Source organism: Litorisediminivivens sp. KMU-197 (assembly GCF_056858395.1).
Map to the genome: position 1 here is coordinate 162,774 of NZ_JBXEQG010000005.1, position 22,399 is coordinate 185,172.

Here is a 22,399-nt window from a genome sequence, read left to right on the forward strand (position 1 = left end):
CAGGACCATGAAAGACCAGATCACCGTTTCGACCGAGGTTCAGGGCGCCGTCCATCTGGACCTTCGGCACGACAGCGCCATCAAGCACGTCACCGGCCGCGCCGAATACTGCGACGACATTGCCGAGCCGGTGGGCACGCTGCACGCCTACCTAGGCTGCTCGACAGTGACCCATGCGACGCTCAAGTCCATCGACCTCAGTGCCGTTCGTGCCGCGCCCGGCGTAGTGGGCGTGCTCACCGCCGAGGACATTCCCGGCGTCAACGACGTCTCGCCCACCGGCAAGCACGACGAGCCGCTGTTTCCCACCGACAGGATCGAATTCCACGGCCAGCCGCTGTTTGCGGTGGTGGCCGAAACCCGCGACGCCGCCCGCCGGGCGGCAGAGCTGGCCCGGGTCGAGTGCGATGTTCTCTCCCACGCGCTTGACCCGGTTGCCGCGATCGACGCCGGGTATCCCCATGTCACCGATCCGCTGAAGCTGGAGCGGGGCGACGTGGCCGAGGGCTTCGCCGGTGCGCCGCACCGCATCAAGGGGCGGCTGAATGTCGGCGGTCAGGATCACATGTACCTCGAAGGCCATATCTCATTCGCCATTCCGGGCGAGGACGACGACGTGGCGGTGCATTGTTCGACCCAGCACCCCAGCGAGGCGCAGCACATGGTGGCGCATGTGCTGGGTCTGCAGTCGAACGCGGTCACGGTGAACGTGCGCCGCATGGGTGGCGGCTTTGGCGGCAAGGAAAGCCAGATGAACCTGTTTGCCTGCGTCGCGGCGCTGGCGGCGAAGAAATGGAACCGGCCGGTCAAGATCCGCCCCGACCGCGATCAGGACATGACCGCCACCGGAAAGCGCCACGATTTCGTCATCGACTATGACGTGGCCTTCGACGACGACGGGCGCATTCAGGCGGTGGAAGGCGAATTCGCGGCCCGCTGCGGCTGGACTTCGGACCTCTCCGGCCCGGTCACCGACCGCGCGCTGTTCCATGCCGACAACGCCTATTTCTACCCGCATGTGAGACTGACCTCGCGGCCGATGAAGACCAACACGGTCTCGAACACCGCCTTCCGCGGATTCGGCGGGCCGCAGGGCGTGGTCGCGGCGGAACGGATGATCGAGGAGATCGCCTATGAACTGGGGAAGGACCCGTTGGAGGTCCGCAAGGCCAACTTCTACGGCAGTGAAGGGCGCGACCTGACGCCCTATCACCAGCAGGTGACGGACAATATCCTCGACCGGCTGATCGGCGAATTGGAGGATAACGCGGACTATCAGCAGCGTCGAAAGCAGATCATCGAGGACAACGCCAAATCACGCTTCATCAAGCGCGGCATTGCGCTGACCCCGGTGAAGTTCGGCATCTCCTTCACCGCAACGCATTACAACCAAGCGGGCAGCCTGATCCACGTCTACTCGGACGGTTCAATCCACCTGAACCACGGCGGCACCGAGATGGGGCAAGGGCTGAACACCAAGGTCGCTCAGGTCGTGGCCGACGCCTTCCAGGTGGACTTCGACCGGATCAAGATCACCAAGACCACTACCGAGAAGGTGCCCAACACCTCAGCCACGGCGGCTTCCTCCGGGTCGGACCTGAACGGGATGGCGGCGCTGGACGCGGCCGACCAGATCAAGGCGCGGCTGGTGGCCTTCGCGGCCGAGACATACGGCGTGGCCGAGAGCGAGGTCACCTTCCTGCCAAACCAGGTGAAGGTGGGCGAGGACATCATCGCGTTCGACGCGCTGGTGAAACAGGCCTACATGGCACGGGTGCACCTTTCGGCGGCGGGTTTCTACAAGACGCCCGACATCCATTGGGACCGCGCCGCCGGGAAAGGCCGGCCGTTCTATTACTACGCCTACGGCGCGGCCTGTTCCGAGGTGTCGGTGGACACGCTGACCGGCGAATACCGGGTGGAGCGCACCGACATCCTGCATGACGTCGGCCAGTCGCTGAACCCGATCCTCGACAAGGGCCAGGTTGAGGGCGCTTTCATTCAGGGCATGGGGTGGCTGACCACCGAAGAGCTGTGGTGGGACGATGCGGGCCGGCTGCGCACCCATGCGCCCTCGACCTACAAGATCCCGCTGGCGTCGGACCGTCCGCGCATCTTCAACGTGGATCTGGCAGACTGGTCGGTGAACCGCGAACGCACCATCAAGCGCTCCAAGGCCGTGGGCGAGCCGCCCTTCATGCTGGGGATCTCGGTGCTGGAGGCGCTGTCGATGGCGGTGGCCTCGGTGGCCGACTACCGGACATGTCCGCGTCTCGACGCGCCTGCGACGCCCGAACGCGTGCTGATGGCGGTGGAACGTCTGAAAGGCGGTGCATGATGCCCTGGGCCGCGCAACTCCGCGAGTTTCTGGACACCGAGTCGGTGGCCCGGATCCGGCTGACCAAGGTGCTGGGCTCGTCGCCGCGCGAGGCCGGGACCGAGATGTTCGTCACCGAAGATGCCCTTTTGGGCACCGTCGGCGGCGGACAATTGGAACACATCGCCATCGACGCCGCGCGCAGCATGCTGTCGGCGGGCGACCTCGCGCAAAGCCTCGACATTCCGCTGGGGCCGGAAATCGGCCAGTGCTGCGGCGGGCGGGTGGAGGTTGCCCTGCAACGGATGAGCGCGGCGGACAAGCAGGCGGCGCTGACCCGGGCCGAGGATGACGATGCCGCCGAACCCGCGGTCTATGTCATGGGCTCGGGCCACGTCGGCCGCGCGCTGGCCAACCTGTTCCAGCATCTGCCGGTGAAATGCGTGCTGATCGACCAGCGCGCCGAGGAACTGGCGCTGTGCGATGCACAGGTCGAGAAACGCCAGAGCGCCATCCCCGAGTTCGACATCATGACCGCGCCCGCGGGCAGCGCCTTCATCGTGCTGACCCACGACCACGGGCTGGATTTCCTGCTGGCGTCCGAGGCGCTGGAGCGCGGCGATGCGGCCTATGTCGGCCTGATCGGCAGCGCCACCAAGCGGGCGAAATTCCGGCAATGGTGCCTGAAACAATGCGATGGGCTGACCATCGACACCCTGATCTGCCCCATCGGGGCAGGCGGCAGCCGCGACAAGCGGCCGGCCGTGATCGCCGCCTTCGTGGTGGCAGACGTGATCGCGGCGCTGACCTCTGAAACTGCCGCAACCCCTGCGCTGCCTATGGCCGCGCAATAGCCAGCGTTCCCATGGCCGATGAGGAGCGGCCCGGGTCAACGCATTTCAAGGAGGAGGTCCCCATGAGGGATGGGAGTTACACATACAAGCTGTTTGCACGCAGCGATTTCAGCGCCTTCTGGGCGCTATTCACCGACAACCTGATCAACCTGATGGTGCTGGCGGGAATCTGTCAGTTCGTGTTCCAGATGCCGGCAGAGATCGTCTTCGGGCGCATCGTGCCGGGCGCGGCGGTGGCCATCGTCGCCGGCATCGCGGTCTACACCTGGCTGGCCAAGCGCGAGGCCGAGAAGACCGGCCGTGACGTCACCGCCCTGCCCTACGGCATCTCGACCCCGGTGATGTTCGTCTACCTGTTCGGCGTGATCGGCCCGATCTACTGGGCCACCAGCGATCCGGTGCTGGCCTGGCAGGTGGGCATCGGAGCGGGCTTCATGGGCGGCATCGTCGCGGCCATGGGCGCCATCATCGGGCCTTGGCTGAAACGGGTGACACCGCGCGCGGGGATGCTTGGCACGCTCTGCGGCATCGCGCTGGTGTTCATCGGCACCGTGCCGCTGGCAACGGTGTTCGAGAACCCCTTCGTGGGCTTCGCCTCGATGATCATCATTCTCTGGGGGCTGGTCGGGAGGTTCCGCCTGCCGTTCAATATCCCGGCGGGTCTCTTGGCGCTGATCGTCGGCACCGTGGTGGCGCTGGCCATCGGCGAGGCGCGGATCAGCCTTGACGGCACCGGCATCTACCTGCCTCTGCCCTATGTCGGAGACCTGATCGCCGGGATCCAGCACCTGTTTGCCAACCCGGAACTGTTTCTGGTGCTGGTGCCTGTGCAGATCTACAACTTCATCGAAACCATGAACAACGTCGAAAGCGCCGAGGCCGCGGGCGATCACTATCCCGTCGCCACCTGCCAGGTCACCGATGGCGTGGGCACCATGATCGGCGCGGTCTTCGGCTCGCCCTTCCCGACCACTGCCTATATCGGCCATCCGGCCTACAAGCGGATGGGCGCACATGCGGGCTATATCATCGGTGTCGCGGTGGTGATCCCGGTGGCGGCGATCTTCGGCCTGCTCGCCTTCCTCAACAACTTGATCCCGGTGGCAGCCGCCGCGCCGGTGCTGGTTTTCGTGGCACTCAGCCTGATCACCAATACCGCGATGTCGGTGAAACCCGCGCACATGGCCGCCGTGACCATCGCCATGATGCCCCACGTCTCGGCCTTCCTGATCGTGAAGTGGAATTCGCTGATGGGCGCATTGTCGGGCTCGGTCGAGGGCCTGCCGCAACTGGGCGACCCGGAACTGACGGCAGCGCTGCTGCAACAGGGCGCACATTACCAGGGCCACCTTGCACTTAGCCAGGGCGCGATCCTGACCGGCCTGATCTGGGGCGCCATCGTCGCCAGCACCATCGACGGGCGCTTCCGGAACGCCGGAGGCTTCGCACTGGCCGCCGCTGGGATGTCGCTGGTGGGCATCATCCATGGGCCAAGCCTGCACTGGCCGGACCTCAACCCGGTGTCGATGGGTTACCTGATCGCCGCTGGCTTCCTGCTCATCTATCCGCTGTTTCACAAGGCGGGGGATGAGGCTTCGGAGCCGCTCGACGATGTCGGGGTGACACCGGCAGAATAGGCGGACTCTCCCTGCTAGCCGCCGACAGCGCGGGCCATGTGATCCTTCCCTGCGTGGCCCGCGACACACGAACGAACGGACCTGAACCATGTTGCAGACACTCGACCGGACCCTCCTGCGCGGACGCGTCCTGACCTTTACCGCCGCCCCGGCGGACGAGACTGACACCGCCGCCTACGACTATATCGAGGACGGCGCGATCCTGATCGCGGGCGGCATGATCGAGGCGGTGGGCACCTACGACAGCCTCGCCCCGCAGGCCGCCGGCATTCCGGTCACCGACCACCGTCCCCACCTGCTTCTGCCCGGGTTCATCGACACCCATATCCACTTTCCGCAGGTTCAGGTCATCGCCTCGTGGGGCGCGCAGCTTCTGGACTGGCTGAACAATTATACTTTCCCGGCCGAGGTCGAATTCGCCGACCCGGCCCATTCCGCCACCATGGCCGCGCGCTTCTATGACCAACTGATCGCCCATGGCACCACCTCGGCGGTCGCCCTCTGCTCGGTTCACCCGACCTCGGCCGAGGCCTACTTCGCCGAGGCGGAGCGCCGTGACATGCGGATGATCGGCGGCAAGGTCATGATGGACCGCAACGCGCCCGACGGCCTGACCGACACGCCGCAGCAAGGATATGACGAGACCAAGACGCTGATCGACAAGTGGCACGGGCGGGGCCGCGGGCTCTATGCCATCACGCCACGGTTCGCCATCACCTCCACCCCCGAACAGCTTGCCATGGCCGGCGCGCTGGTGGCCGAGCACCCGGAATGCTACGTCCAGACCCACCTGAGCGAGAACCGCGACGAGATCGCCTTCACGCGCGAGCTTTACCCTGACGCGCCCGATTACCTCGGTGTTTACGAACACTACGGCTTGCTGCACGACAAGGCGCTGCTGGGTCATTCGATCCACCTTGAGCCGCGCGAGATCGACGTGCTGGCCGAGACCGGCGCCAAGCCGGTGTTCTGCCCGACCTCGAACCTGTTCCTCGGCTCTGGTCTGTTCAAGGACGCCGGGTTGCGGTCACGCGGCATTGGCCCCGCCATCGCCACCGACGTCGGCGCCGGCACCAGCTATTCGATGCTGCAAACCCTGAACGAGGGCTACAAGGTCCTGCAACTTCAGGGCCAGAAGCTGCACCCGCTGTCCGCCTTCCACTGGATCACGCGCGGCAATGCGCAGGCGCTGGGACTGGCCGACCGGATCGGCACGTTGGAGGCCGGGACCGAGGCCGATATCGTTGTGCTTGACCCGCAGGCCACCCCCGCCATGGCGCTGCGGGCCGAGCGGGCGCAGACCCTGTCGGAGGAGCTTTTCATCCTGCAGATCATGGGCGACGACCGGGCCATCGCGGAAACCTACGTCGCCGGGCGCGCCAGCAAGACCGCCGCGCAGAAGGCCACGGCCTGAACCGGTCCCGGCGCGTCAGGCGCGCCGGGCATCGCCACCGGACGGCAGTTCGATGTTGATTTCGAGGCAGGACACCTCCTGCCCCTGCTCCATCCGCAGGTCGACGGCGTCATCCTCGACGGTCACGTATTTGCGGATCACCGCCACCAGATCGCTCTGCAATTGCGGCAGGTAGTCGGGCGCGGCCGAGCCTCCGCTGCGCTCATGCGCCAGCAGGATTTGCAGGCGGTCCTTGGCGGTCCGGGCCGAGCTTTCGCGGCGCGGTTTGAACGAGAAACCAAAGAAACTCATGCCGTGCGCCTCAGGAGTCGCTGAAAAAATCCGGCGCGCCGGTCGCCCGGCACCCGCATTTCCACCTCTTCGCCCAGCAGCCGCGCCACCGCATCCTCGTAGGCCTGCGCCGCCGCCGAAGGCCCGTCCAGGATCACCGGCGTGCCGAGGTTCGACGCCTTGAGCACCGCCTTGCTCTCGGGCACGATGCCCAGAAGCGGCACCGCGAGGATTTCCAGCACGTCATCGACGCCCATCATCTCGCCGCGTTCGATGCGCTCGCGGTCGTGCCGCGTCAGAAGAACCTGCGCCTTGATCGGCTCGGCGCCCTCGGTTTCGGCCCGCTTTGTCTGGCTGCTGAGCAGCCCCAGCACCCGGTCGCTGTCGCGCACCGAGGAGACTTCGGGGTTGGTCACCACCACCGCCTCATCGGCGAAATACATGGCCAGTTGCGCCCCGCGCTCGATCCCCGCCGGGCTGTCGCAGACGATGTAGTCGAACTCTTCCTTCAGCTCCTTCAGCACCGCCTCTACACCGCCCCGGGTCAACGCGTCCTTGTCGCGGGTCTGCGAGGTCGGCAGGATCGACAGCTCGGGCAGCCGCTTGTCACGGATCAGGGCCTGTTTCAGACGCGCGTCGCCCTGGATCACGTTGATGAAGTCGAACACCACCCGGCGTTCACAGCCCATCGTCATGTCGAGATTGCGCAGGCCGACGTCGAAGTCGATCACCACCGTCTTGTGGCCGCGCTGCGCCAGCCCGGCCGAGATCGCGGCTGCGGAGGTGGTTTTGCCCACGCCGCCCTTGCCCGAGGTGATCACGATCACCCGGCCCTTGGGCCTGTCATCTTTGAGTTCCGTCGTCATGCCAGCGCCTCCATGCGCAACCTGTCGTCTTCAAGGAAAATCTGCACCGGCCCGGCAGGGGCCCCTTCCAGCGTGTCGGAGGTGCGGTAGAGCCCGGCAATGGCCACCAGTTCGGCGTCGAGCTTGGCGCAGAAGATGCGCGCTCTGCCGTCGCCGTGGACGCCGGCCATCGCCCGGCCCCGTAGCGCGCCATAAATGTGGATGTTGCCGCTCGCCACCACCTCGGCACCGGAAGACACCGGGCCGACGATGGTCAGGTCGCCGCGCTCGGCCACCACCATCTGGCCCGACCTCACCGGCGCGGTGATCAGTTTGTTGTCGGGCGGCAGCAGCTTCTCGACCCGGCTGCCACGGCCCTTGCGCTGGCCCGGAAGCGGCGCTTCGCGCCCCGCGCCCACGGGGATCAGGCCAATCGCAGCCAGATCGTCGGCATCAGCGTCCGCCCCTTCGACGCCGAAGACCCGCAGGTTGCGCGCACGCAAGGCATCGACCAGATCGCGCAGTGGCTGCGGCGCGGCGATTTCGGGCGCCCTTCCCAGATCGAGCACCAGCGGCGCATCGGAAAAGAACTGCGGCGTGGCGCGGATGTGATCGTCCAGTGCCTGCAAGAAGCTGTCGTCCAGTTCCGGGGTCTCGATCCGCAGGGACAGCGCGGTCAGAAACCGGCCGCGGATCTGAAATGGCTTCAGGGTGACCGGCGCGCGGGCGCACTGGTCCTGCGCGTCGGATGCGGACACGTGGAAACTCCGATACTGCTCTCAATTGGGCCGCGAGTCGGCTCGCGTGGTTTTTCCCTTGATTTGCACGTCGGGCAACCTAGTGCACCCTCAAATCACCTTCGTGCCGCCGGTCAGCAAAATTCTGCCTGCAGCCCTGACAGGCACCATGGGCAGCGCCGATCCCGCGGTTCAGGGCCGCGCTACCATGATGTCCGGCACGATACCGGTCTCCGCCACCGCTTGCACCGCGTCCTGTCCGGCGAAGAACCCGTAGCCGGTGATCAGGGCCGAGGCGACGCCTGCGGTCCGCGCGCCCAGCACGTCGGTGTGCAGGCTGTCGCCCACCATCAGAACCCGGCTGCGGTCAACCTCTCCCAACCTCTCGAAGGCAAGGTCGAAGATGTTGTCGAAGGGCTTGCCGAAGAACTCGGGCACGACCCCGGTGCGATCGGCCAGCCGATGCGCAAAATGTCCCGGCTCGGCGGAAAAGCCGACCTCGCGCGGGGCGACGATGTCGGGATTGCCCACCAGAACCGGACGGGCGCGGCGTTCCAGCGCGGCTTCGAGCAGCGCCTGCCGCTCTTCGGTCCAGGCGGCGCTGCCGACCATCAAGATGCCCTCGGCGGCGTCATAGGCGGCCGGGTCCTCTTCCAGATAGGTGAGGTTCAGCCCGTCCAGATCGTCAAGCCCGGCCTTGCGCGTCGCCATCAGCCCCCAGTTCAGATCGCGCCGCCCGTTCAGTCCCGCCAGCAGCGCCTTGCGGCTTGTGATGATGTCGTCGGGCGCGAAGTCATAGCCGAGGCGCGCGTATTTTTCGACCAGCGCGCGATGCGGGAAACCGGCGGCGTTGGACACCACCAGCACCCGCTTTCCTGCCGCCTGAAGGCCCGCGATGCGCCCGGGCACGTCGGGGATCGCCGTCTCGCCGATGTTGAGCACACCGAAGGCGTCCAGCAGGAAGACGTCATAGTCGGCCGCAACATCATCCAGCGTCTCGGCGTGACGCGGCAGGTCTGACACTGCGGCGCAGACCGGCAGGCGGTGACGGACGGCCTCGTAGGTCCGAAGCGCCGCCTCGGCCGTGAGGTCGCTCAAATGATCGCCCCCCGCACCTTGGCCGAGACCCATTCGCTGATTACCACGGCGGCGAGGATCACCAGCAGGATCAGGCTCACCTGTGGCCAGGCCAGCACGTTGAGCGAGGCCGAAAGCTGCAGGCCGATGCCGCCCGCGCCCACCAGCCCCAGCACGGTGGATTCACGGATGTTGATGTCCCAGCGGAAGACCGCAATGCCGGCGAAGGCGGGCATGATCTGCGGCACGATGCCATAGGCCATGACCTGCCAGCGGCTCGCGCCCGTAGCGGTGATGGCCTCCACCTGCCCATGATCGATCTCCTCGATCGCCTCGTAAAGCAGCTTGGCACAGAACCCGATCGAGCGGATGGCAATGGCGATGACGCCGGCGAACACCCCCGGCCCGATGATGGCAATCAACAGGAGCGCCCAGATCAGCGAGTTGATCGACCGGGTCGAAACGATGATCAAAAGCGCGACCGGCCGAATGAACAGCTTCGACGGCGTGGTGTTACGCGCGGCGAGGAACGCCACCGGCACCGCGAGGAACAGTGCGATGATCGTGCCCAGCGTAGCGATGTTGAGCGTGTCCCAGATCGGCCTGCCCAGCTGGGTGATGTACTCCCAGCGCGGCGGCGTTGCCCGTGTCCAGATGTCATTGGCGATGCGCGGCGCGTCCCAGACGAAGAACCACGTGGTGCTTTCGGATATGATCTGCCAGCAGATCGCGAAGACCACCAGCCCGGTCAGCCAGCCGCCCCAACGGAGCATCTTTTCGCGCGGGGTCCGCAGACGCCAAACCTGCGCGCCGTCCTTCTCGAGAACCGGCATTACTGCACCCTCGCCCGGATGATGCCCGACAGGTATTCCAGCGCCATGACGATGCCGATGATCAGGATCAGGATCGCGGCGGCGGTGTCATATTCGTAGCGGTCGAACGCGGTGTTCAGCGTCGCGCCGATGCCGCCCGCGCCGACAAGCCCGAGAATCGCGCTTTCACGGAAGTTGATATCGATCCGGTACATGGACAGCCCGACAAGTCGTGGCATGACTTGGGGTTGGACGCCGTAGTTGATCCATTGCATCCACTTGGCGCCGGAGGCCCGGATCGCCTCGGCCTGCACCCGGTCCATTGCTTCAATGTCTTCCGCCAGAAGCTTGGAAAGAAACCCGATCGTCGCGAACGAGAGCGTCAGGAACCCGGCCAGCGGCCCGAAGCCGAAGATCGCCACCAAGAGGATGGCGACGATGATTTCCTGCAGCGCCCGGCTGATGGCGACGATGCCGCGGCAGATCACGTAGACCGGCAGCGGCGCGACGTTGCGTGCCGCGCCCAGACCGATGGGTATGGAAATCAGGATACCGACGACCGAGGCGGCCACCGTCATCACGATGCTTTCCAGCAGACCACCCCAGATGTCGCCCGCGCGGGTGACGAAATCGGGCCGGGTGAAGGACAGGATGAACTGCCAGCCCCGGTCGAGCCCGGCATAGACCCGGCTCCAGTCCACCTCGATGGTCAGAAAGGCCGCGATGAGATAGGCGATGAACCCGATGATTATGCCCCAGCGCAACGCCGGGCGCTGGATGAAATGCGGCTTACGCCAGCCCTTCCCCAGCATGTCGTCCAATTCGCGATGGCTCATTCCGCGGCCTCGATGTCTTCTACGTCCTCGACCTTCTCGATGGTCGCTTCCCAGTCCTCTTCGCCGTAGATCTCGGTCAGCTTGTCAGGGGTCAGCCCGTCCGGAGGCCCGTCAAAGACGATCTCGCCGAACCGCAGGCCGACGATGCGCGGCACGAACATCTGCGCCAGCGCCACGTCGTGGATGTTGATGATCGCCGCCAGCCCGCGTTCGCGGCACAGTTCGGTGATCAGCCGCATGATCTGGCGGCTGGTCTTGGGGTCGAGCGACGCGGTGGGTTCATCCACCAGCAGAAGCTTCGGATCCTGAATGAGCGCGCGGCAGATGCCGACCCGCTGGCGCTGTCCGCCCGACAGTTCGTCGGCGCGCTTGTCGGCCATGTGGAGCAGGCCCACCCGGTCGAGCAGGCGGAACGCCTCGTCCACGTCGGACTGCGGATAGCGCCGCAGGAACGACCGCCAAAAGCCGACGTATCCCAGCCGGCCCGACAGCACGTTCTCCATCACTGTCAGCCGTTCGACCAGCGCGTACTCCTGAAAGATCATCCCCATCTCGCGACGGGCCTTGCGCAGTGCGCCGGTACCGAGCTTGGTCAGATCGGTGTCGTCCAGCAAGACCGCGCCTTCGGTGGGTTCCACCAGCCGGTTGATGCACCGGATGAGCGTGGATTTGCCCGCTCCGGACGGGCCGATCAGCGCAAGGACCTGCCCGGAGGGCACGTCGAGGTCGATCCCCTGCAAGGCCTTGTCACCGGTCTTGTAGGTCTTGGTTAGTTTTTGAAGGCGCAGCATGAAAGCCCCTGACGCGGCAGAAGGACAGGCCCCGCGAAGGGGCCTGTCGGTGTGATTGAAGGATTATTCGCAGGCGTAGGAGACGTCGTTCGCCGCGTCGATCTTGCGGATCACCTCCCAGTATTCCTTGTAGGTGATCGGAATGAACTGCGCCTCGCCGTTCTTCGAGAATTCTTCCTCGAGGCTGGTGCCTTCCCATTCGAAGCTCATGAAGGCGTCCTGAATGGCCTCCTGCAGTTCGGGCTTGAGGTTGTAGACCACGCCGTAGCCGGTGGTCGGGAAGGTCTGGGATTTGTAGATGCTGACGATCTGGTCTTCGGAGACGACATCGCGTTCCAGCATCCGCTGCATCACCGAGTTGGCGATGGAGGCTGCCGGATAGTCCTGGTTGGCGACGCCAAGGATCGAATTGTCGTGCTTGCCGGAATAGACCGGCTCGAAATCACGTTCGGGCTGCATGTCATAGTCCGCCTTCAGGATCGCCGAGGGCGCCTTGAAACCCGAGTTCGACGTGGGCGAGGTAAAGGCCATCTGCTTGCCCTTGATGTCCTCGACGTTCTCGATGCCCGAACCGGGATAGGTGATGATCTCCATCTCGTAGCCAAAGCTGCCGTCTTCGCCCGCCATGATGGTGAAGGGGCGGAAGCCCGCGCAGTTCACTGCCAGCGGGTTCGAACCGGTGTTGAAACCTGCGATATGAAGACGGCCCGAACGCATCGCCTCGATCTGGGCGGCATTGTTCTGCACCGGGAAAAAAAGGATCTCCTTGCCGGTTTTTTCGGCCATGTGTTCAAGGAAATCCGTCCAGGCCGTCTTGTAAACCGCCGGATCCTCGACCGGGGTAAAGGCAAAGACCAGCGGGTCGGGGTCGATCCACTGGCTTTCATCTTCGGGGATGTCGGCGATCAGGTCGCCGTCGGTGTCACAGAAGCGTTCGTCAAGATCGCCGCGCTCGCAATCCTGTGCCGATGCCGTGCCGCCGAGCGACAGAAGTGCAATCGCCGAGGCGCCGAGCAGAAGTCCAAGTTTCGATGTCATGTTTTCCTCCAGGTTGGTCGCGGCTTCAGCCGCAGTCGTTATTGTCGTCTAGGCCGGTTCCGCGACATGAATGTGAACCCCTGCCCCGTCTATCGCTGCCCGCAGGTCTCCCTCCGGCGGGGCGTCGACGACCACCGATTCAAGGTCGGCCAAGGCGCCCACGCGCGCCAGACCCTTGCGACCGAATTTCTGTGAATCGATCAGCAAGTGCCGTTTCGCAGCCCGGCTCAGCATCATCCGCTTGACGGCGGCAAAGCCGCGCACCGATTCAGATGGCCCCTCGCCGGACAGACCCGAAGCCCCGATCATGCACCGGTCGACATTGAAACGCGACAGGAAATCCAGCGTCTCGGTCCCGATCACCGCCGATTCCGCCGCCAGGTATTCGCCGGGGCAAAGCACCACGTCGGGCGTGCCGTGACCGATGGTCATGGCGACCGGGATGGAATTGGTGATGACGGTGCAGCGCGTACCTCGATACGCCAGCGCACGGGCCAGCTGAATGGTGGTGGCCCCCGAGTCGATCATCACCGTCTCGCCCTCTAACACCAATGCGGCGGCCTTGCCGCCGATCCGCTCACGTTCGGCGATGCGCGCGGTGGTGCGCTCATTGAGGGTGGGATAATGGCCTTGCGCCGGGGCCGAGGCACCGCCATGCGCGCGCGAGATCAACCCGTCTTCGGCCAGCGCATCCAGATCGCGGCGCACCGTTTCGTTGGAGACGTTGAAATCGCGTGCCAATTCGCTGATCCGGACATGCGGCCGCAGCTTCAATTCAAGCAGGATGCGCCGGCGTCGGTCAGACTTTCTCAGCCGTCCACTGCCCTTCTCGGCCTGCATGGTGTCCGTCCCGGTCTGCGCCATCTTCCATCCGACTCGCTGCGTGCCCAGAATTGTGGTGATTCCGGCAGTTTTGCAATTATTATGTTGCATTAACCTCGGTCGAGTGTTGAAAATTGCCGGTATACCAACGGCCTAAAGGGCTAGAGCAGGCAATATGGCACGGCGAAAGAATAGCGACGGACCAGCATCATGATCGTTCTCGCCACCCATCTGGCGGCGGCGGTGGCGCTGCTGCTGTGGTCGGTGCGACTGATCCGCACCGGGGTCGAACGTGCCTTCCTGCCCGAGCTGAAACGCGGTCTGAAGCGGCTGTCCGAACGCCGGGTCTCGGCGGCGGCGGGGGGCGCGCTGGCCGCCATCGTTCTGCAAAGCTCCGCCGCGGTGGCGCTGATCGGCGCGGGCTTCGCGGTGTCGGGAATGCTGGCCCCGGCTTCGGCCCTGGCGCTGCTGCTGGGGGCCGACCTCGGGTCGGCACTGATGGCGCAGGTGCTGTTGCTGCCGGTGCAAGCGCTGGTGCCCTTCGCCCTGCTGGCGGGCGTGGTGATCTTCTCCAAGGCTGGCCGACGCCGCACCAAGCAGGTGGGCCGCATCCTGATCGGCTTTGCGCTGGTGCTGACCGCGCTGGGCATGATCCGCGCCGCCACGGTGCCGATCGGTGCCGATCCCATCGTGCGAAGCATCGCCGCCTATTTCCAGAGCGACCTTGCCAGCGCCTATGTGGTCGGCGCTGTGCTGGCCTGGGCGATGCATTCCAGCCTCGCCGCAGTGCTGACCTTTACCACCTTCGCCACCACCGAGCTGATCGGTGCCCCGGTGGCGGCGGCGCTGGTGCTGGGCGCCAACCTCGGCGGTGCGCTTGTGCCCTTCGTGCTGCTGTGGCGGCAAGAACGCCCGGCGCGGCTGGTGGTACTGGGCAATCTCGTGGCGCGGGGAGGGATCACCGTGATGGCGCTGGTTCTGCTGCTGTCGGGGCTTCTGCCGCTCGGACTGCTGGGCGCTGATGCCGGGCAGCAGGCGGTGACCCTGCACATCACGCTGAACGCGGTGCTGCTAGCCGTGGCCCTCCCGCTGATCACGGCGCTGACCCGGCTGGCCGATGCGGTCCTGCCGCGCCATTCCCCGGCCCCCGGCAAGGTCACGGCGCTTGATCCGGCGGCGCTGGACCATGCGCCGCTGGCGCTGGCCTGCGCCCAGCGCGAATTGCTGCGCATCGCGGAAACGGTGCAGTCCATGCTGGTGCCCACCATCCATCTGTTCCGCAACTGGGACCCCGAGCTGGCCCGCGTGATCGAATTGCGCGAGGATGAGGTCGACAGGATGCACTTCGAGATCAAGATCTACGTCTCGCGCCTGCGCGAAGACGACCTGCAGCCGGCGCAGGAAAAGAAGACGCTGGAACTGGTCGCCATGGCCAACAGCCTCGAAGAGGCCGCCGACCGTATTGCCGTCAACCTCGTGGCGCTGGCCCGCAAGATGTCGGACGAGGCGGTCACGTTTTCGACCGAAGGCATGGACGATATCGAACAGTTCCACGATCAGGTCGCCACCAACGCGCAATTGGCGCTGAGCGTCCTGACCACCGGCGACGCCGAGGCTGCGCGCCAGCTGGTTGCCGAAAAGGACCGCATCCGCATCGAGGAACAGAACCTTCAGGAGCGCCACCTCAAGCGCCTGCAGAACGGGGCTACCGCCAGCATCGAGACCACCAATATCCACCAGGAGGTGCTGCGCCTGCTCAAGCAGGTCAACGCCGCGCTAGCCTTCGTGGCCTACCCCATCGCCGAGGAAACCGGTGACCTTCTGGGCAGCCGCCTTGCCAAGCCGCGCGTCATCGGGGGGGCTGGATGAGCCGCCGCGCCCCTGCCGCCCAAATAGCCGCCCTGCCGATCCACTGGGAGAAGGGCGGCAAGCTGCGGGTGCTGATGGTCACCTCGCGCGATACCGGGCGCTGGGTGATGCCGAAAGGCTGGACGATGGACGGCAAGAAGCCCTGGCGCGCCGCCGAGATCGAGGCGCTCGAGGAAGCGGGGGCGCTTGGCTACATGTCGAAGCGCGCCATTGGCCATTACCATTATGACAAGCAGTTGGACGACGGCAGCGCACTGGCCTGCCGGGTGACGCTGTATCCGATGATCGTCAGCAAGCTGAAACGCCGCTGGAAGGAAGAACACCAGCGCAAGCGGCACTGGTTCTCGCCGAAGAAGGCCGCCAAACTGGTGGTCGAGAAAGAGCTGGCCAGGCTGCTGGCCGACCTTGCCGACGACCCAGACAGCCAAGCGATGATTGCCAAGCTGCGCAAGGCCGCCTGAGCCGGCCGGCGCGGCTCAGTCCGGCCAGTCCTCGGGCACGTTGTCGCGCAGTTCCTCCAGCCAGGGCGTTGCCACGCTGTCGGACGGCGCGCGCCAGTCGCCGCGCGGGCTGAGCGCGCCGCCGGGGCTGACCTTCGGGCCGTTGGGCAGCGCCGAGCGCTTGAACTGGCTGGTGGCGAAGAAGCGGAACAGGAACTGTTCCAGCCAGTGACGGATGGTTTTCAGGTCGTACTGGTTGCGTTTGGCCTGCGGAAACGCCTCGGGCCAGCGGCCTGTATCGACGTCGTGCCAGGCATGCCACGCAAGGAACGCCACCTTCGACGGCGGCTGACCGTAACGCATCGTATGATGGAGGAAAAAGTCGTTCAGTTCGTAGGGGCCGATGATCGACTCGGTGCTCTGGATTGCCTCGTCCGCGCCCGCCGGGACCAGTTCGGGCGAGATCTCGGTGTCGAGGATGGCTTGCAGCACCTTGTCGGTCGCGCCGTCGAACTGGCCGGTCCGGATGGTCCAGCGGATCAGGTACTGGATCAGCGTCTTGGGCACGCCCGCGTTGACTGCGTAATGGCTCATCTGGTCGCCGACGCCGTAGGTACACCAGCCCAGTGCCAGCTCGCTCAGATCGCCGGTGCCGATGACGAACCCTTTGCGCTGGTTGGCCAGCCGGAACAGGTAATCGGTGCGCAGCCCGGCCTGCACGTTCTCGAAAGTGATGTCATAGACCGGTTCGCCCTCTGAAAACGGGTGCCCCATGTCGGTCAGCATTTGCCGTGCGGCGGGCCGGATGTCGATCTCGTCCGCGGTCACGCCCATGGCGCGCATCAGCGCCCAGGCGTTGGATTTGGTTCCGTCGGAGGTGGCGAACCCGGGCATGGTGAAGGCAAGGATGCTCTCTCGCGGGATACCCATGCGGTCGCAGGCCTTGGCGGCGACGATCAGCGCGTGGGTGGAATCCAGCCCGCCCGAGATGCCGATCACCATGGTCTCACCCGGCGTCGCCTCAAACCGGCGTTGCAGGCCTTCGACCTGGATGTTGAAGGCCTCGTAGCAGTCGTGATCGAGATGGCTTTCCCGGTTAGGCACGTAAGGAAAGCGCCTTATGGGCCTGGCAAGGCCGGCATTTTCCCGATGCGGCTTGTGGTCGAAGTGGATGCGGCGGAAGGCCGGGTCATGGTGGCAGGCGGCATCGTTGAAGCTGCCGGTCCGCATCCGTTCGGACAGGATGCGGCCAGTATCGACATCGGCGAGGGTCAGCGACGGTTCGGTGGCAAAGCGCTCGGATTCCGCCAACAGGTCGCCCAGTTCGTAGATCATGCCCTGCCCGTCCCAGGCCAGATCGGTTGTGCTCTCGCCCGGACCGGCTGCGGAATAGGCATAGGCGGCAAGACCGCGCATGGATTGCGACTGGCAGAGCACGTGGCGTTCGGTCGATTTGCCGATCACGATGTTGGAGGCCGACAGGTTGGTCAGGATCAGCGCCCCGGCCATCGCGGCGTCCGACGATGGCGGCGCGGCGGTCCAGAAATCCTCGCAGATCTCGGTGTGGAAGATCAGCCCGGGCAGGTCCGTGGCCGCGAAGATTAGGTCGTCCCCGAAGGGCGCCTGCTGGCCGGCGACGGTGATGTCGCCCGACAGGCCGCGGCCGTGGGCGAACCAGCGTTTTTCATAGAATTCCCGGTAATTCGGCACGTAGGACTTGGGCACCACGCCCAGCACCCTGCCGCGCGAGATGGCGATGGCGCAGTTGTAGAGCCGGCCCTCGCGCCGCAGCGGCGCCCCGACCAGAAGCACCGGACACAGGTCCGTGCTGGCCTCGATCACCCGGGCGACGGCCGCCTCGATGGCCGACAGAACGGCGTCCTGCATGTGCAGGTCGTCGATGGCATAGGACGACAGGCAGAGTTCGGGGCAGACCAGCAGATCGGCGCGGGCGTCGTGGGCACGCCGTGCTTCGGCAAGCACCGCGTCGGTGTTGTAGCCGATGTCAGCGGGACGCACCCGGGGGGTGCAGGTGGCGACACGGACGAAGCCGTGGGTGTGATAAGCGGTGAACTGGGTCATGTCCCAACTCTGCGCGTATTTTCAGTGGGGTTGCAAGGTGGTCAGGGCGCCGTGCGCCGGGGTTCACCGCGTCTGTATCAGAAGAGTGTGCGGCTGCGTGACAGATGCGGGCTCTTTAGCCATCGGAGCTGGTTCGCGCGGGCAGGCTCGGCCATGCATGGTCACTCAGCTACGGAGCGGCTTGCTGCGGTTGCAGGCGGCCTATACGGCGCGGGCGTCCGCTTGGACCGGCGCGGCGATGGCGGCCTGGAACGCCCTGTAGGACGACTTGGGTGTGCGCTTCTGCGTCTGGTAATCGACGTGGACGAGGCCGAAGCGCTTCTCGTAGCCATAGGCCCATTCGTAATTGTCCAGAAGCGACCACGCCAAATAGCCCATGACCGGTACATTTTCGGCGATAAGACCGCGCACCACCCGGAGATGGTCATCGAAATACCTGAGCCGCACGGGGTCGTCGCAGGCTCCGTCCACGATGTCATCGTCTCCGGCCATGCCGTTTTCGGTCACGTATAGCGGCAACCGTCCGGTGTAATCGCGACAGACGCGCGCAAGCAGCGTGCCCAGTCCTTGCGGATAGATCTCCCAGCCCATGGCGGTCTTGGGCAAGGGACCGTCAACGCCATGGAAATGCGGCCAAGGGGTGCCGGGGGCTGCCGCCACGATGGCGCGCGTGTAATAGTTGACCCCAAGCCAGTCGATCGGCGCGGAAATTGCCGCCATGTCGGCCTCGAACCCCTGTGGCAAATGTGGGCGCAGCGCTGTCAGGATATCCTCGGGGTACTGCCCCCTGAACAGCGCGTCGAGGAACCAGCGGTTGTGGATGCCGTCCAGTGTATGTGTGGCCGCGACATCCTCGGCCCGATCAGAGGCCGGATGCGGATCGGCGAGGTTGAGCACGACCCCGAGGTTAGACTGGCCCATGTCACGCATCACCGCCAGCGCCTTGCCGTGCGCGAGCATGATGTGGTGCATCGCGCGGGCCGCTGCGCGGATGTCTCTGAGCCCCGGGGCCTGCGCGCCGAGAAAATGCGACAGCCAGGCCACGCACCATGGTTCGTTGATCGTGGCCACCGAGGCAAGCCGATCCCCGATGCGCGCGATCACCGCGCGGGTATAGGCTGCGAAAAGCTCGGGTGTCTCGGGGTTGGCCCATCCACCGATATCGGCCAGCGCCGAAGGCAGATCCCAGTGGTATAGGGTAAGGTAGGGCTTGAGACCACGGGCGACAATCGCGTCGACCAACCGGTCGTAGAAGGCAAGCCCCTCGGGGTTCATCGTGCGGCCGTCGGGCATGACCCGCGCCCAGGAAACCGAGAACCGATAGATGTCGAATCCCGCGGCCTGCACGAGGTCGAGATCCTCTTCGAAGCGGGTGTAGTGATCGCAGGCGACAGCACCGTCATCGGCGTTGGCCACATTGCCGGGGGTGGCGGCATAGGTGTCCCAGTGCGACGACCCGGCACCGCCGAGGCTGTGGCCTTCGATCTGATAGGCGGCGGTGGCAGCGCCGAACAGGAAACCGGCGGGAAAATCGGCACGGGTGAAACTGAAAGTCATGGGATGTCCCTGTATCGTGTGTCCGCCCGAAACGGGCATCTTGGGTATCGGGTGGCGCCCCTCGCGAGCGAGAGGCTAAAGATCAGATCCGCTCTTCGGTCTCGGCGTCGAACAGCGAGGCGCGCGAGGGTTCGAAGCCGATGGTCAAGGTATCGCCGGCGTGCACCTTGGCGTGACCGTCCATGCGGATGCGCAGCGGCTCTCCGGCCAGTTCGGCATAAACCAATGTGTCGGCGCCCATCGGCTCGACCAGGTTGACCGCGACGCTGGCCTGCACCGGGGCGCGATCCACCAATTCGCCGGTCACGACATGCTCAGGCCGGATGCCGATGGTCACCGGGCCCGCGTGGTGCCGGGTGCCGGCAAAGCTGTAGCCAGTCATCGGCATGCGCAGATCGCCCGTCACGAAGGTCTCGTTCTCAAGCGTGCCGTCGATGAAGGTCATGGACGGGCTGCCGATGAAGTCCGCGACATAGCGGTTCTGAGGCCGGTTGTAGATCTCGTCGGGGGTGCCCAGCTGCATGATCTGTCCGCCGCGCATGATCGCGATGCGGTCGGCGAGGGTCATCGCCTCGACCTGATCGTGGGTGACGTAGATCATGGTGTTCTTCAACTGCTGGTGCAGCCGTTTCAGCTCGACCCGCAGATCGGCACGAAGCTTTGCGTCGAGGTTCGACAAGGGCTCGTCGAACAAGAACACATCGACATCCCGCACCAGCGCACGGCCGATGGCGACACGCTGGCGCTGGCCACCCGACAGCGCGCCGGGCTTGCGGTGCAGAAGTTGCTGGATCTGCAGCACCTCGGCGGCGCGGTCGATGCGGCGCCTGATTTCGTCTTTCGGAACCCTCGCGTTCTTGAGCCCGAAAGACAGGTTTCCCTCGACCGTCATCTGCGGATAGAGCGCATAGCTCTGGAACACCATGCCGATGCCGCGTTCCGAAGGCTCGGACCAGGTGACGTTCTTGTCGTGGATGAAGATTTGTCCGTCCGTGGCCTCTAGTAGACCTGCGATGCAGTTCAGCAGCGTGGATTTGCCGCAACCGGACGAGCCGAGCAGCACGAGGAACTCGCCTTTCTGGATGTCGAGGTTCAGGTCTTGCAGGACCTTCACCTCGCCGAACTGCAGATCGAGGTTGCGGATTTGGACAGAGGGGCTGTGAATGTTCATGGCAGTCAACCTTTCACTGCGCCGGCGGCGATGCCGCGCACAAAGAGTTTTCCGGAAGCGAAGTAGATGATCAGGGGAACGAGGCCGGTCAGCAGGGTCGCGGCCATGTTGACGTTGTATTCCTTCACGCCCTGCACCGAGTTGACGATGTTGTTGAGCTGGACCGTCATCGGGTAGATCTCGGGCTTGGTGAAGATCACGCCGAACAGGAAATCGTTCCAGATGCCGGTGACCTGCAGGATCATCGCCACCACGAAGATCGGCAACGACATCGGCAGCATGATCCGGAAGTAGATGCCCCAGAACCCGGCGCCGTCGACGCGGGCGGCCTTGAACAGCTCTTCCGGCATACCGGCGAAGTAGTTGCGGAACAGCAGCGTCAGAATCGGCATGCCGAAGATCGTGTGCACCAGCACCAGCCCCCAGAGGTCGCCATAGAGGCCGACTTCACGCAGGATGATGACCATCGGGTAAAGCATGACCTGATACGGGATGAAGGCCCCGAGGATCAGGATTGTGAAGAACACCTCCGATCCCTTGAACTTCCAGTTGGCAAGCGCGTAGCCGTTGACCGACGCCACCGCGACCGACAGCACCAGCGAAGGCACCAGGATCTGGATCGAATTGCCGAAGCCGCGGCTGAGCCCGTCGCAGTTGATACCCGTGCAGGCACCGGACCAGGCCTTGACCCAGGGCTCGAAGGTGATCTCGAGGGGCGGCGCGAAGATGTTGCCGAGCCGGATTTCCGGCATCCCCTTGAGCGAGGTCATCACCATCACCCACAAAGGCAGCAGGTAATAGAGCGACACCACGATCAGCGTGCCGTAGATGATGATGTTGGAGCGCGACAGCGCGCGCTTGGGCTTCGGACCGCGCGGTCCGCTGATGAGAGAAGCGTTATCGACCACGTTTTTTTCCTGCAAATTCGAGATAGGCCCAAGGGACCAGCACGACGAGAACCGACACCAGCATCATGGTCGAGGCGGCGAAGCCCTGTGCCAGGTTCTGGTCCTTGAACATCTTGTCCATGACGTACATCGCCGGGACCTGACTTGAGAGACCCGGGCCGCCGGAGGTCTGGGCAACCACGAGGTCGTAGACCTTGATGATGCCGGCCGCGATGAGAACCAGAGAGGTGACAAAGACCGGGCGCATCATCGGAATGATCACGCGCAGGTAGGTCTTGACCGTGCCTATGCCGTCGACCCGTGCGGCCTTCCAGATGTCCTCGTCGATGCCGCGCAGACCGGCCAGCATGATCACCATGATCAGGCCCGACCCCTGCCAGACGCCGGCAATAAGGATGCCGAAGATCACCAGATCAGGGCTGTTGAGCGGGTCGAAGACGAAGCTTTCGAAACCGATCGCGCGGACGCTTGCCTGAATGCCGAAGTCCGGGTTCAGGATCCATTGCCACGCGAGGCCGGTGACGATGAACGACAGGGCGAAGGGATAAAGGAAGATCGTGCGGAAGGCGCCTTCGAAGCGGATCTTGCGATCCAGCAAAGCGGCAAGGGTGAATCCGATGACGAGGATCAGCACCAGCGAGCAGATACCGTAGATCGCCAGGTTCTCCAGCGAGATCAGCCAGCGCCGCGTGCCCCAGAGCCGCTCGTACTGGCTGAGCCCGTCCCAGTTCAGACGCGGCAGCAGGCGGGAGTCGGTGAAGGAATGGACGACCGTCCAGGCCGTGCATCCGACGAAGATCACCAACGCCGTCAGCACCATCGGCAAAGAGGCTATCTTGGCCGAAACATTCCGCAGCAGACGTCTTGGCCTGCGTGCGGGTGGCGCGAGGTCGATGCCATCGCTTTCGACAATCGTCATTCA

At 64.9% G+C, this 22,399-nt stretch carries 20 protein-coding genes; 6 read left to right on the forward strand and 14 right to left on the reverse strand.

The window, feature by feature from the left end; all coding sequences use genetic code 11:
• Positions 1–7 precede the first annotated feature (7 nt).
• The 4 genes from xdhB to guaD all read left to right on the forward strand — a co-directional run bounded on the left by xdhB (position 8) and on the right by guaD (position 6,222).
• A complete protein-coding gene (gene xdhB, locus AC04PT_RS13075; RefSeq protein WP_482874142.1) occupies positions 8–2,338 on the forward strand; it encodes a xanthine dehydrogenase molybdopterin binding subunit in 2,331 nt (776 codons plus the stop codon).
• Entirely contained in the window at positions 2,335–3,171 is an 837-nt protein-coding gene (gene xdhC / locus AC04PT_RS13080) for a xanthine dehydrogenase accessory protein XdhC (RefSeq protein ID WP_482874143.1), read from the forward strand. The genes xdhB and xdhC overlap by 4 nt, the downstream gene beginning before the upstream one ends.
• A gap of 62 nt (positions 3,172–3,233) precedes the next feature.
• Positions 3,234–4,808, forward strand: coding sequence for a permease family protein (locus tag AC04PT_RS13085; protein ID WP_482874144.1), 1,575 nt, complete (start codon positions 3,234–3,236; stop codon positions 4,806–4,808).
• An 88-nt stretch (positions 4,809–4,896) separates the two neighbouring features.
• Positions 4,897–6,222 carry a guanine deaminase gene (guaD, locus tag AC04PT_RS13090; protein WP_482874145.1) on the forward strand — a complete coding sequence of 442 codons (1,326 nt, stop codon included), beginning with the start codon at positions 4,897–4,899 and terminating at the stop codon, positions 6,220–6,222.
• Between the two features lie 15 nt (positions 6,223–6,237).
• On the opposite strand, the gene minE is transcribed toward guaD, so the two are convergent.
• The 9 genes from minE to AC04PT_RS13135 all read right to left on the reverse strand — a co-directional run bounded on the left by minE (position 6,238) and on the right by AC04PT_RS13135 (position 13,492).
• Complete coding sequence (gene minE / locus AC04PT_RS13095; RefSeq protein ID WP_482874146.1) at positions 6,238–6,513, reverse strand: cell division topological specificity factor MinE; 276 nt, start codon at positions 6,511–6,513, stop codon at positions 6,238–6,240.
• On the reverse strand, positions 6,510–7,358 hold the full coding sequence (gene minD, locus AC04PT_RS13100) for a septum site-determining protein MinD (RefSeq protein ID WP_482874147.1): 849 nt from the start codon (positions 7,356–7,358) through the stop codon (positions 6,510–6,512). The genes minE and minD overlap by 4 nt, the downstream gene beginning before the upstream one ends.
• Positions 7,355–8,095 carry a septum site-determining protein MinC gene (minC, locus tag AC04PT_RS13105; RefSeq protein WP_482874148.1) on the reverse strand — a complete coding sequence of 247 codons (741 nt, stop codon included), beginning with the start codon at positions 8,093–8,095 and terminating at the stop codon, positions 7,355–7,357. The genes minD and minC overlap by 4 nt, the downstream gene beginning before the upstream one ends.
• Positions 8,096–8,266: 171 nt before the next feature.
• A complete protein-coding gene (locus AC04PT_RS13110) occupies positions 8,267–9,205 on the reverse strand; it encodes a TIGR01459 family HAD-type hydrolase (RefSeq protein WP_482874149.1) in 939 nt (312 codons plus the stop codon).
• The gene (gene phnE, locus AC04PT_RS13115; RefSeq protein WP_482874150.1) at positions 9,169–9,984 is read right to left on the reverse strand and encodes a phosphonate ABC transporter, permease protein PhnE; all 816 of its coding nucleotides are present in this window, start codon (positions 9,982–9,984) and stop codon (positions 9,169–9,171) included. Before phnE (AC04PT_RS13115) ends, AC04PT_RS13110 begins: the two co-directional genes overlap by 37 nt.
• Positions 9,984–10,799 (reverse strand): phosphonate ABC transporter, permease protein PhnE, encoded by an 816-nt coding sequence (phnE, locus tag AC04PT_RS13120; protein ID WP_482874151.1) that lies wholly within the window; start codon positions 10,797–10,799, stop codon positions 9,984–9,986. Before phnE (AC04PT_RS13120) ends, phnE (AC04PT_RS13115) begins: the two co-directional genes overlap by 1 nt.
• Positions 10,796–11,590: a phosphonate ABC transporter ATP-binding protein gene (gene phnC, locus AC04PT_RS13125; RefSeq protein ID WP_482874152.1), complete on the reverse strand. Its 795-nt coding sequence runs from the start codon at positions 11,588–11,590 to the stop codon at positions 10,796–10,798. The genes phnE (AC04PT_RS13120) and phnC overlap by 4 nt, the downstream gene beginning before the upstream one ends.
• Before the next feature lie 63 nt (positions 11,591–11,653).
• Complete coding sequence (gene phnD, locus AC04PT_RS13130; RefSeq protein WP_482874153.1) at positions 11,654–12,628, reverse strand: phosphate/phosphite/phosphonate ABC transporter substrate-binding protein; 975 nt, start codon at positions 12,626–12,628, stop codon at positions 11,654–11,656.
• 48 nt (positions 12,629–12,676) lie between these two features.
• Positions 12,677–13,492 carry a DeoR/GlpR family DNA-binding transcription regulator gene (locus AC04PT_RS13135; RefSeq protein ID WP_482874154.1) on the reverse strand — a complete coding sequence of 272 codons (816 nt, stop codon included), beginning with the start codon at positions 13,490–13,492 and terminating at the stop codon, positions 12,677–12,679.
• 168 nt (positions 13,493–13,660) lie between these two features.
• Between AC04PT_RS13135 and AC04PT_RS13140 the strand changes: the two genes are divergently transcribed.
• Complete coding sequence (locus AC04PT_RS13140; RefSeq protein ID WP_482874155.1) at positions 13,661–15,319, forward strand: Na/Pi cotransporter family protein; 1,659 nt, start codon at positions 13,661–13,663, stop codon at positions 15,317–15,319.
• Positions 15,316–15,780 (forward strand): NUDIX hydrolase, encoded by a 465-nt coding sequence (locus tag AC04PT_RS13145; protein ID WP_482874156.1) that lies wholly within the window; start codon positions 15,316–15,318, stop codon positions 15,778–15,780. The genes AC04PT_RS13140 and AC04PT_RS13145 overlap by 4 nt, the downstream gene beginning before the upstream one ends.
• Before the next feature lie 15 nt (positions 15,781–15,795).
• On the opposite strand, the gene AC04PT_RS13150 is transcribed toward AC04PT_RS13145, so the two are convergent.
• The 5 genes from AC04PT_RS13150 to AC04PT_RS13170 form a co-directional block, all read right to left on the reverse strand.
• Entirely contained in the window at positions 15,796–17,841 is a 2,046-nt protein-coding gene (locus tag AC04PT_RS13150; RefSeq protein ID WP_482874157.1) for an NAD(+) synthase, read from the reverse strand.
• Between the two features lie 201 nt (positions 17,842–18,042).
• Positions 18,043–19,398: a GH1 family beta-glucosidase gene (locus tag AC04PT_RS13155; RefSeq protein ID WP_482874158.1), complete on the reverse strand. Its 1,356-nt coding sequence runs from the start codon at positions 19,396–19,398 to the stop codon at positions 18,043–18,045.
• Between the two features lie 82 nt (positions 19,399–19,480).
• On the reverse strand, positions 19,481–20,569 hold the full coding sequence (locus tag AC04PT_RS13160; protein WP_482874159.1) for an ABC transporter ATP-binding protein: 1,089 nt from the start codon (positions 20,567–20,569) through the stop codon (positions 19,481–19,483).
• A 5-nt stretch (positions 20,570–20,574) separates the two neighbouring features.
• Positions 20,575–21,477 carry a carbohydrate ABC transporter permease gene (locus tag AC04PT_RS13165; protein WP_482874160.1) on the reverse strand — a complete coding sequence of 301 codons (903 nt, stop codon included), beginning with the start codon at positions 21,475–21,477 and terminating at the stop codon, positions 20,575–20,577.
• Positions 21,467–22,396: a carbohydrate ABC transporter permease gene (locus AC04PT_RS13170; RefSeq protein ID WP_482874161.1), complete on the reverse strand. Its 930-nt coding sequence runs from the start codon at positions 22,394–22,396 to the stop codon at positions 21,467–21,469. The genes AC04PT_RS13165 and AC04PT_RS13170 overlap by 11 nt, the downstream gene beginning before the upstream one ends.
• Positions 22,397–22,399 lie beyond the last annotated feature (3 nt).